The organism is Pseudomonas sp. 10-1B, from assembly GCF_000935045.1.
In the GTDB taxonomy this organism is placed as follows: domain Bacteria; phylum Pseudomonadota; class Gammaproteobacteria; order Pseudomonadales; family Pseudomonadaceae; genus Aquipseudomonas.
The window spans coordinates 81,635-92,846 of the sequence record NZ_JYKS01000034.1 but is presented as its reverse complement, the minus strand read 5'-3'; the positions used below and the strand labels follow the sequence as shown (position 1 = coordinate 92,846).

Sequence of the window (11,212 nt, the reverse complement as noted above, 5' to 3'; positions counted from 1 at the left end):
CGGGTAGCCCTTGCGCTCCATCTCCGGGATCAGCACCGAGCCCACCGATGCAGTGTCGGCCACCGACGAGCCGGAAATCGCACCGAAGAAGGTCGAGGCCATGATGTTGACCAGCGACAGCCCGCCGCGCACGAAGCCCACCAGCACCCCGGCGAAGGCCACCAGCCGTCGTGACATACCGCCTTCGGCCATGATCGCGCCAGCCAGCACGAAGAACGGAATGGCCAGCAGCGAGAACTTGTTAACCCCACTGGCTACCTGGATCATCATCGCCTGCAGCGGGATGTCGATCCACCAGGCGCCAATCAGCGCCGACAGCCCCAGGGCGTAGGCCACCGGCATGCCCAGCAGGATGAGTGCAATGAAGCTGCCCAACAGAATGAACGCATCCATTTATGCCGCTCCTTCGTTTTCTTCCAGCTGGTCGAAGCGCACCACCTTGCGGTGGCTCTGGTCGCCCAGCAGGAGTTTTTCCACCACGAATACCAGGGTCAGCACGCCGCCGATCGGGATCGGCGCATAGGTCATGCCCACCCGGATGCCCGGCAGGGACGCCAGAAACTGGTTCCAGGTAGTGATGCACAGCTTGGTGCCGTAGTAAGTCATGAACACGCACACCAGAATCATCAGCACCTGCACCAGCAGCGCGACCAGTTGGCGCTGCAGTGGCGGCAGGCGGTCGGTGATCATCGCCACCGCCATGTGCGCCCCGGCCCGGTAGCTGGCGGCAGCACCGACGAAGGTGAACACCACCATCAACAGGATGGCCACCGGCTCCGGCCAACTGGAGCCAGTGCCAAGCACGTAGCGGGCGAAGATGCCCCAGGGAATGATCAGCGCCATGGCCAGGATCGACAGGCCGGCGACCCAGATGCAGCTGCGGTACAGCGTGTCGTTCACACGCAGGAAAAGGTTTTTCATGGACATCACCAAAGCGGCAGGGCGGCGGGCGCCGCGCTGCCGAGGTCGTTCTGGAAGGGGCCGTGGTTACTGGACGGCGTCGATGCGCTTCATCAGGTCGGCGTACTGCGCACCGTATTTTTCGCGTACCGAGGCGGTGGCATCGTAGAACGGCTTCTTGTCCACGGTGATGAACTCGACACCGGCGGCCTTGAGCTTCTCTTCGCTGGCGGCAGATTTGGCGTCCCACAGCGCACGCTCTTCCATCTGCGCCTCACGCGCCACCTTCTTCACCAGCGCCTGCTGCTCGGGGGTGAGCTTGTTCCAGGTGGTCTTGGACATCACCACTGGCTCCGGCAGGATCAGATGGCCGGTCAGGGTGAAGTACTTGGCGCTCTGGTAGTGGTTGTGCTCGAGCAGGGTCGGGGGGTTGTTCTCCGCACCATCAATGACCCCGGTTTGCAGGGCACTGAAGATTTCCCCGGTGTCCATGGCGATACCGTTGCCGCCCATGGCGTTCATCATGTCGATGAACAGCGGGTTGCCCTGTACGCGAATTTTCATGCCCTTGAGGTCTTCGAGGCTGCGTACCGGCTTCTTGGTGTAGATGCTGCGCGAGCCGCCGTCCATCCAGGCCAGGGCCACCAGGTTGAAGTCCGAGTTGGTGATCTTGTCGAGGATCTCCTGGCCGATCTCGCCGTCGATGATCTTGCGCATGTGCTCATGGTCGCGGAACACGAACGGCATGTTGAACACGTTCACATCCGGTACCACCGGGCCGACGATGCCCAGGCTGACACGGGTCATCTGTACGGCACCGATCTGTGCCTGCTCGATCACTTCCTTCTCCGAGCCCAGCACGCCGCCAGCGAACATCTTGAAGGTGATGTCGCCATTGCTGGCCTGTTCGATCTTCTTGCCCATGTTCTGCTCGGCGACCACGGTCGGGTAGCCAGCTGGGTGAATTTCGGCGAACTTGATGTCCAGCGCCGAGGCAGGCATGGACAGGCTGAAGGCGAAGGGGAGTACGGCAAGAAGCAGCTTGTGTTTGAAGGTCATGATGAAACTCCGTGGTTTTTATTATCCGGTTTCGTGCGTGCGAGTGTGGGTTAGGCAGTGGGGTTCAGCCCCGGTAGGCAGGTTCCTCCAGGCCCTTGGTGCCAGGGTCGAGGGCAAATACCCCGCCAGCCAGAGGCTGGTCGCTGAGGTCGATTCCCGCGGGGCGGATGGAGGTGACGTACAGCGTGTCCAGGTGGGTGCCGCCGAAGGCGCACATCGCCGGTTTTTTCACCGGTACGCTGAGCGAGCGGTCGAGGCGCCCTTCAGGGGTAAAACGGTGGATCTGCCCGGCGTCGTTGCCACAGATCCAGTAGCAGCCGTCCTGGTCTATGGCCGCGCCGTCAGGGCGGCCGGGGTAGCCGCGCATGTCGACGAACAGCCGTTTGTTGTGCGGCGTGCCGCTGTCGATGTCGTAGTCGAAGGCCCAGACCTTTTGCACATTGGGATGCGAGTCGGACAGGTACATGCGTGTGCCGTCGGGGCTGAAGGCCAGGCCGTTGGGCACGATCATGCCGTCCTGCTGCAGGTGCAACTGGCCTTCGCCATCATGCCGGTACAACGCGCCGACATGGGCGCCTTGCTGCATGTCCAGCAGCATGGTGCCGGCCCACAAGCGGCCCTGGCGGTCGCAGCGGCCATCGTTGAAGCGCATGCCGGCCTGGGCGTGCTGCACGCTGCTGAGCAGGCGGCTGTCGAGGCTGCCGTCGGCCCTGGCCTGGAGCTGGAAGATGCCGCTTTCCATGCCGGCCACCCAGCCTTCGCCGCTACGGGCGATACAGGCGAGCATCTCATCGCCCTGCCAGACCTGGTGCGTGCCATCTGCTGCCTGCCAGCGGTGCAGCTGGCGCGCGGGAATATCGACCCAGTACAGGGCTTGTTCGCTGGGGTGCCACACGGGGCTTTCGCCGGTGCCGTTGCGGGCGTCGACGATCAGTTCGCAGTTCATGGCCGTGCCTCCAGGCATGCGTGGGGTCAGTTGAACGGGCCGGCCACGGCGAAGGCACCGCCCTGGTAGACCATGCTCGGGTCATCGGCGGCGGGTGCCGGTTGGGCTTCCACAACGGCGCGGAAGGCTTCGGAGCTGTCCTTGGGCACATAACCCAGGTGCGCGGCATGGCGGTTGTCCCACCACACGGTGCGGTTGTCGGAGGCGCCGTAGACGATGGTGTGGCCAACGTTGGGCGTACACAGCCCGCGCTCGATCAGTTGCACCAGGTCGTCGTAGCTCAGCCAGGTGCAGAGCATGCGCGGGTTCTGTGGCTGCGGGAACGACGAGCCGATGCGGATGCTGACGGTTTCGATGCCGTAGCGGTCGAAGTAGAAACTGGCGACATCCTCGCCGTAGCACTTGGACAGCCCGTAGTAGCTGTCCGGGCGGCGCGGGGAGAGGGCGTCGATGCGCTCATCCTGGCGGTAGAAGCCGATGGTATGGTTGGAGCTGGCGAAGATGATGCGCTTCACGCCGTGCTTGCGCGCCGCCTCGTAGATGTGGAACACGCCGCAGATATTGGGGCCGAGGATGTCTTCGAAGGAATGCTCGGTGGATACACCACCGAAGTGGAGGATGGCGTCCACCCCTTCGACCAGGGCATGCACTGCAGCCTTGTCGGCCAGGTCGCAGGTGATGACTTCTTCATGCGGGCCTGCGGCAGGTGCCATGGGGCTGATATCGGAAAGGCGCAGGACCTCGGCGTAGCCTTGCAGGCGTTCGCGAAGGACCTTGCCCAGGCCGCCCGCGGCTCCGGTGAGCAGCAGGCGATTGAAGGGGGTAGTGGTCATGGCCGGCTCTTGTTGTTAATTGTTGTAGGTTGTCGTATGACTATGCTGATTATTGGCAGTGGGTTCGAATGTTGTCAATGAGGCCTGCGTCTCTTTTGCTGGCCTCTTCGCGGGTAAACCCGCTCCCACAGGTGGTGCACATGCCTTGAAGTCAGCGCGGTCGGTGTAGGAGCTGGCTTGCCTGCGATGGGCCGCAAAGCGGCCCCAATAAAGGCAGCGCCGATGTTCCGGTTACAGCAACGACAACGGATAGTTGAAGATCAACCGGTTCTCATCGAACTCGTTATTGCTGTAATCCCGCCGAATCGACGAGTTACGCCATTTCACACTCAAATCCTTGAACGCCCCGCTCTGGATCACATACGCAAGCTCCGTCTCACGCACCCACTCCTTGCCATCGGTCACCACCCCGCTGTGCACGTCGCGCCCGCTGATATAGCGGTTCATCAAGGTCAGCCCCGGCACCCCAACGGTGACGAAGTTGAAGTCATGGCGCACCTGCCACGAGCGCTCGTTGGCGTTGTCGAAGCTGGAGTTGTAGCTGTCATTGGCCAAGGTCCCGCCACTGGTGCCGTTGACCCGCATCCAGGTATCGCCATCGACTTTCTGCAGCCCGACCCAGAAGGTACTGCCACCGTACTTGGCCGAGAACATCCCCGAGTAGGTCTTGTTGTCCAGTTCGCCCGCACGCTTGGAGCCGTCGTCATCGCCATGGAAGTAGCCCAGGTTGGCGCCCAGGGTCCAGTCGCCAACCGGTTGGCTGTGGCTCAGTTGCAGGTACTGCTGCTGGTAAACGTCCTTCAGCACCGCATTCCATAGCCCGACCAGAGTACGGTCCTGGTTGAACTTGTACTCGCCGCCGACGAAGTTGAAGCGGTCCGACACGCCGCTGCCGTAGCTCATGTCTTCCATGCTGGCGTCGTTACGCAGGCTGTTGCCGCGGAACTGCCCGCCATACAAGGTCAGCCCGGCAATCTCGTTGGAGGTGATCTGCCCGCCACGGAACGTCTGTGGCAACGAACGCCCATCGTCCGAACGCAGAATCGGCAGCACCGGCATCCACTCACCTATCTTCAGCTCGGTCTTGGAGATTCGCGCCTTGCCCGCCACTGCCAAGCGTCCGTAGTCATCCGCTGGTTGCCCATCATCATGTCGCGGCAGCAACGCCGTGCCATAGGTACCGCCACCGCCGTCGAGCTTGACCGACCACAGCCCCAGCACATCCACGCCGAAGCCGACCGGCCCTTCGGTGAACCCCGAGCGGGCATCGAGGATGAAGCTCTGCGTCCATTCCTCGGCCTTGCTTTGCGGGTTGCTTGGGTTGGTGAAGTTGCGGTTGATGTAGAAGTTACGCAGGCCGAGCGTGGCCTTGCTGTCCTCGACAAAACCCGCTGCCAGGCTGGTGCCTGGCAGGCCGGCGATAACCCCGGCGCCAAGCAGGGCAAAGGGCAGGGTGTGGCAGATTTTCATTATTGTTGTGCTCCCAAAGGGTATGGCAGGCCGTCCACCGGGCACGCGCGAGCGGCCTGCGGCAGGGGCGGGTGGGTAACGGGCCGGTCAGGGCCAGGGGTGAATGCGTAATAACCGGGCGCTAGGTACTGATGGATGCGCGCGCGCTGGTCGGGGAGAGAGGGATATGCAACAGACGTAGGTGCGGCGGAATGAGTGTCGACATGAGTTCGTCCACTGATTGTTGTTTTTGTTATGTGTTGTCGTACAACTGTGGGCGATTATTAGCAAGGGGGAGGTGGGCTGTCAACGCATAATGACCTAGTGATTACGGTCGAAGCGCCCGAAAATTAACGCGTAGCAGCTCTATCGCGCACTCTGTAAAGACATACGATGACGTCGCAGGTTTACGCATTCCTTGTGGGAGCGGGTTTACCCGCGAACACCGGCACCGCCGGTGCCATCCACCCCACTGTCTGCTTTGCAAGCAACCCGGAGACATAGTTTACAAATCAAACCGAGCAGGCATTGGACCCGGCCGCTCCTCTGCGCTATCTTCAGTTCTGGCCTCGCCCTCGACCACGTAGACTGGCATGTCCAGTCCCGGCATCCTTGTTGGTGCCGTACCCCTCTTGTCGGCGTGGGCGAGGCCTCTTCATTATGCGGATCCTGGTCGGCAACTGCCTACGCAAATCTCCTGTGCTGCGCGATTCTTTGTGGGAGCGGCCTTGCGTCGCGAAAGGGCCGCACAGCGGCCCCGGTAATGGCACAGGCGGTAGAATTTAGGGGCCGCTACGCGCGCCTTTCGCGACGCAAGGCCGCTCCCACAACGACAGAATGGCTTGCTTCCCCGCAGCGCCTGGGCATCCAGCTGGATGACCTATTCGACTTCGATTCCCGCGCATTGAAAGCTAGCGCTGTACCTGTGGGAGCGGGCTTGCCCGCGAAGAATACACTGCGGTCTATGGCACCGGCTGCGCCGGTGTTCGCGGGTGAACCCGCTCCTAGGTTTCGGCGCCAGGTCAGAGTGCTTTGACCATGGTGTTCTCCCTGATAATGGGAACGGGACAATGCCAATAAAAAAGCTGCCAATTGGCAGCTTTTTCGATGCTCAGCCCGGACAATCAGTCCCAGCTCAACGCCCCACCAGTCTGATACTCGATCACCCGCGTCTCAAAGAAGTTCTTCTCCTTCTTCAAGTCCATGATCTCGCTCATCCACGGGAACGGGTTGGTAGTCCCTGGATATTCTTCCTTCAAACCAATCTGGGTCAAACGACGGTTGGCGATGAACTTGAGGTAGTCCTCCATCATCGCTGCGTTCATGCCCAATACGCCGCGTGGCATGGTGTCACGGGCGTATTCGATCTCCAGCTGGGTCCCTTGCAGGATCATCTGGGTCGCTTCTTCCTTCATCGCCGCGTCCCACAGGTGCGGGTTCTCGATCTTGATCTGGTTGATCACGTCGATACCGAAGTTCAGGTGCATCGACTCGTCACGCAGGATGTACTGGAACTGCTCGGCCACGCCAGTCATCTTGTTACGGCGGCCCATGGACAGGATCTGGGTGAAGCCGCAGTAGAAGAAGATGCCTTCCAGCACGCAGTAGTAGGCGATCAGGTTGCGCAGCAGCTCTTTGTCGGTTTCGACGGTGCCGGTATTGAATTCCGGGTCGGAGATGGCGCGGGTGTACTTCAGGCCCCAGGCGGCTTTCTTCGCCACCGACGGGATCTCGTGGTACATGTTGAAGATCTCGCCTTCATCCATGCCCAGCGACTCGATGCAGTACTGGTAGGCGTGGGTGTGGATCGCCTCTTCGAAGGCCTGGCGCAGGATGTACTGACGGCACTCCGGGTTGGTGATCAGGCGGTACACGGCCAGGGCCAGGTTGTTGGCAACCAGCGAGTCGGCGGTGGAGAAGAAGCCGAGGTTGCGCATGACGATGCGGCGCTCGTCTTCGGTCAGGCCGTCCTGGCTCTTCCACAGGGCGATGTCGGCGGTCATGTTGACCTCTTGCGGCATCCAGTGGTTGGCGCAGCCGTCCAGGTACTTTTGCCAGGCCCAGTCGTACTTGAACGGTACCAGCTGGTTGAGGTCGGCGCGGCAGTTGATCATGCGCTTTTCGTCAACGGCGACGCGGGCCGAGGAGCCTTCCAGCTCGGCCAGGCCTTCGGCAACGTCGAGGGCGTCGAGGGCTGCCTTGGCGCGTTTGACGGCTTCGGAGTCAGAAGCGGTGGCCGCACGGGCCTCCAGGGCGGCGGCACCACCAGCGCTGTCGAGCTTGTCGAGGGTGGCGGCGGCAGCGGCCTGCGCAGGGGTGTTGGATTTGGCGGCTACTTCGCCGTCTTCCTTGTCGAATTCGTCCCAGCTCAGCATGGTTTGGCTCCTGCTTGAGGGTCGCCTTGGGGCAACCGGTTGGATTTTAAGAATGTGATGCCTGACGCACGGCCAATGGGCAAATGGTCAGCTCGAGAGGCTGACTCTCGTTACATCCGGATCTGTGCCTGGCCAGGCCTCGGGAGGGGCCAGGGACTTGAATGGTGCCCTTTTCAGAGGGGGCGCAGTATACCGGAATCCGCCTTCGATCGGGGCGCAAGTCTGGCGGGCGAGGGTAACTTTTTCGACCGGTTTTGCGTGCGTCCGTTCACGAAGATCATGTCGTTTTCTACGGGGAAGGAGTGTAGCGGCAAAAAGCAGTAAGCACTACATATTGTGGCTTTTTGTTTTACGACTACAGGATGTGGGGTTTGCGAACGCTTGTGGGAGCGGCCTTGTGTCGCGAAAGGGCCGCAAAGCGGCCCCGACATTCTCGCGGCGAGGCCGAAATCCTGGGGCCGCTGCGCGCCCCTATCGCGACACAAGGCCGCTCCCACAAAGGCTGCATTCCAGCGGGCCATTTTGCGGATACAAAAATGCCGCAAGGGGCACCCGTAGGCGCCCCTCGCGGCATTCAGGCCTTACTGACAGGCTTCGCAGTCAGGCTCGTCGATCGCGCAGGCCTTCGGCACTGGCGCAGGGCCGGCTGCCTGGACCGGGGCGCTGTCGCCACCGCTGGAAACGGCGTTGAGCTTGCCGGTGTTGATGGTCGACTTCTCGGTGCTGGTCGCGGCCAATGCACGGAGGTAGTAGGTGGTTTTCAGACCACGGTACCAGGCCATGCGGTAGGTCACGTCCAGCTTCTTGCCCGAGGCGCCGGCGATGTACAGGTTCAGCGACTGAGCCTGGTCGATCCACTTCTGGCGACGCGAGGCGGCATCGACGATCCACTTGGTCTCGACTTCGAACGCGGTGGCGTACAGGTCTTTCAGCTCTTGCGGGATACGCTCGATCTGCTGCACCGAACCGTCGTAGTACTTCAGGTCGTTGATCATCACCGAGTCCCACAGGCCGCGGGCCTTCAGGTCGCGGACCAGGTACGGGTTGATCACGGTGAACTCGCCCGACAGGTTCGATTTCACGTACAGGTTCTGGTAGGTCGGCTCGATCGACTGCGACACGCCGGTGATGTTGGCGATGGTCGCGGTTGGCGCGATGGCCATGATGTTCGAGTTACGAATACCTTTCTTGACGCGCTCGCGGACAGGGGCCCAGTCCAGGGTCTCTTCCAGGTTGACGTCGATGTACTTCTGGCCACGGGCCTCGATCAGGATCTGTTGCGAATCCAGCGGCAGGATGCCTTTGGACCACAGCGAACCCTGGAAGGTCTCGTAGGCACCGCGCTCGTCGGCCAGGTCGCAAGATGCCTGGATGGCGAAGTAGCTGACTGCCTCCATCGACTTGTCGGCGAATTCGACGGCAGCATCGGAACCGTAAGGGATGTGCTGCAGGTACAGCGCATCCTGGAAGCCCATGATGCCCAGGCCGACCGGGCGGTGCTTGAAGTTCGAGTTACGCGCTTGCGGCACCGAGTAGTAGTTGATGTCGATCACGTTGTCGAGCATGCGCACGGCGGTGTTCACGGTGCGTTGCAGCTTGGCGGTGTCCAGCTTGCCGTCGACGATGTGGTTCGGCAGGTTGATCGAGCCCAGGTTGCAGACCGCGATCTCGTCCTTGTTGGTGTTCAGGGTGATCTCGGTGCACAGGTTGGAGCTGTGCACCACGCCCACGTGCTGCTGCGGCGAACGCAGGTTGCATGGGTCCTTGAAGGTCAGCCACGGGTGGCCGGTCTCGAACAGCATCGACAGCATCTTGCGCCACAGGTCTTTGGCCTGGATGGTCTTGAACACCTTGATCTTGTTGTACTCGGTCAGGGCTTCGTAATACTCGTAGCGCTCTTCGAAGGCCTTGCCGGTCAGGTCGTGCAGGTCTGGCACTTCCGAAGGCGAGAACAGGGTCCACTTGCCGTCATCGAAGACACGCTTCATGAACAGGTCAGGGATCCAGTTGGCGGTGTTCATGTCGTGGGTACGACGGCGGTCGTCACCGGTGTTCTTGCGCAGCTCGATGAACTCTTCGATGTCCAGGTGCCAGGTTTCCAGGTAGGCACACACGGCGCCCTTGCGCTTGCCACCCTGGTTGACGGCTACGGCGGTGTCGTTGACCACTTTCAGGAAGGGGACGACGCCCTGGGACTTGCCGTTGGTGCCCTTGATGTAGGAGCCCAGTGCACGCACAGGGGTCCAGTCGTTGCCCAGGCCACCGGCGAATTTCGACAGCATGGCGTTGTCGTGGATCGCGTGGTAGATGCCCGACAGGTCGTCCGGCACGGTGGTCAGGTAGCAGCTGGACAGCTGCGGGCGCAGGGTACCGGCGTTGAACAGGGTCGGGGTCGAGGCCATGTAGTCGAACGACGACAACAGGTTGTAGAACTCGATCGCGCGGGCTTCCTTGTCTTTCTCTTCCAGCGCCAGGCCCATGGCCACACGCATGAAGAACACCTGCGGCAGCTCGAAGCGCACGCCATCCTTGTGGATGAAGTAGCGGTCGTACAGGGTCTGCAGGCCCAGGTAGGTGAATTGCTGGTCACGCTCGTGGTCGATGGCCTTGCCCAGGCGCTCCAGGTCGTAGCCTTTCAGGGCCGGGTCCAGCAGCTCGAACTCGACGCCTTTCTCGACGTAGGCCGGCAGGGCCTTGGCGTACAGGTCGGCCATCTCGTGGTGGGTGGCGCTGTCGGCCACGTTGAGGAAGCCAAGGCCTTCGGCGCGCAGGGTGTCCATCAGCAGGCGGGCGGTGACGAACGAGTAGTTCGGCTCGCGCTCGACCAGGGTACGGGCGGTCATCACCAGGGCGGTGTTGACGTCCTTGATGGCCACGCCGTCGTACAGGTTCTTCAGGGTGTCGCGCTGGATCAGGTCGCCATCGACTTCGGCCAGGCCTTCGCAGGCTTCGCTGATGATGGTGTTCAGGCGAGCCATGTCGAGTGGCGCCAGGCTACCGTCGGCCAGGGTGATGCGGATGCTTGGGTGCGGCTCGACCACGGACTCGGTGTTGACGCGGGTGGCACGCTCCTTGGCGCGCTGCTCGCGGTAGATCACGTAGTCACGGGCGACTTTCTGCTCGCCGGCGCGCATCAGGGCCAGTTCGACCTGGTCCTGGATTTCTTCGATGTGGATGGTGCCACCCGATGGCATGCGGCGCTTGAACGTGGCGGTAACCTGCTCGGTCAGGCGCGCGACGGTGTCGTGGATGCGCGACGAAGCGGCGGCGGTGCCGCCTTCAACTGCGAGGAACGCCTTGGTGATGGCCACGGTGATCTTGTCGTCGGTGTAGGGGACGACAGTGCCGTTACGCTTGATCACGCGCAGTTGGCCAGGCGCGGTGGCGGCCAGATCCTGGTTGGAATCGGCGGCCTGCGGCACCTTGGCCTGCGGGTTCTCGCGAGTTGTGTCGGTTTGCATGGGTGGGTGTCTCCACAGTTTCTATATTGTTCAGGCGCCTTTTGGGCGCCCACCGTTCCGTCCACTTGCTCGATGGCCTGGCGGGGATGCGCAATGCATGCGCATCCGCCCGCGCGGGCGTACCGACTTCGGGACAGACTCAGGAATAAGGGGCAATGGCTTGCCGCTCCCTGGCCGAAGTCAAAGGTT

Annotated in this window: 8 protein-coding genes; all 8 read right to left on the bottom strand. The window is 61.9% G+C overall.

Going from position 1 to position 11,212, the window contains the following annotated elements:
* Nucleotides 1-393 (bottom strand): TRAP transporter large permease subunit (locus TZ03_RS19080; RefSeq protein WP_051099746.1); only part of this gene is annotated, 393 nt, incomplete at its 3' end.
* On the bottom strand, nt 394-921 hold the full coding sequence (locus tag TZ03_RS19075; protein ID WP_051099745.1) for a TRAP transporter small permease: 528 nt from the start codon (nt 919-921) through the stop codon (nt 394-396).
* Between the two features lie 66 nt (nt 922-987).
* Entirely contained in the window at nt 988-1,959 is a 972-nt protein-coding gene (locus tag TZ03_RS19070) for a TRAP transporter substrate-binding protein (protein WP_051099744.1), read from the bottom strand.
* Between the two features lie 64 nt (nt 1,960-2,023).
* Nucleotides 2,024-2,905, bottom strand: a complete 882-nt coding sequence (locus tag TZ03_RS19065; protein ID WP_051099743.1) for a glucurono-1,5-lactonase — start codon at nt 2,903-2,905, stop codon at nt 2,024-2,026.
* 26 nt (nt 2,906-2,931) lie between these two features.
* Nucleotides 2,932-3,738, bottom strand: a complete 807-nt coding sequence (locus TZ03_RS19060) for an NAD-dependent epimerase/dehydratase family protein (RefSeq protein WP_051099742.1) — start codon at nt 3,736-3,738, stop codon at nt 2,932-2,934.
* 231 nt (nt 3,739-3,969) lie between these two features.
* Nucleotides 3,970-5,208: an OprD family porin gene (locus tag TZ03_RS19055; RefSeq protein WP_051099741.1), complete on the bottom strand. Its 1,239-nt coding sequence runs from the start codon at nt 5,206-5,208 to the stop codon at nt 3,970-3,972.
* A 1,103-nt stretch (nt 5,209-6,311) separates the two neighbouring features.
* On the bottom strand, nt 6,312-7,562 hold the full coding sequence (locus TZ03_RS19050) for a ribonucleotide-diphosphate reductase subunit beta (protein ID WP_051099740.1): 1,251 nt from the start codon (nt 7,560-7,562) through the stop codon (nt 6,312-6,314).
* Nucleotides 7,563-8,143: 581 nt separating this feature from the next.
* The gene (locus TZ03_RS19045) at nt 8,144-11,023 is read right to left on the bottom strand and encodes a ribonucleoside-diphosphate reductase subunit alpha (protein ID WP_051099739.1); all 2,880 of its coding nucleotides are present in this window, start codon (nt 11,021-11,023) and stop codon (nt 8,144-8,146) included.
* Between the last annotated feature and the right edge of the window lie 189 nt (nt 11,024-11,212).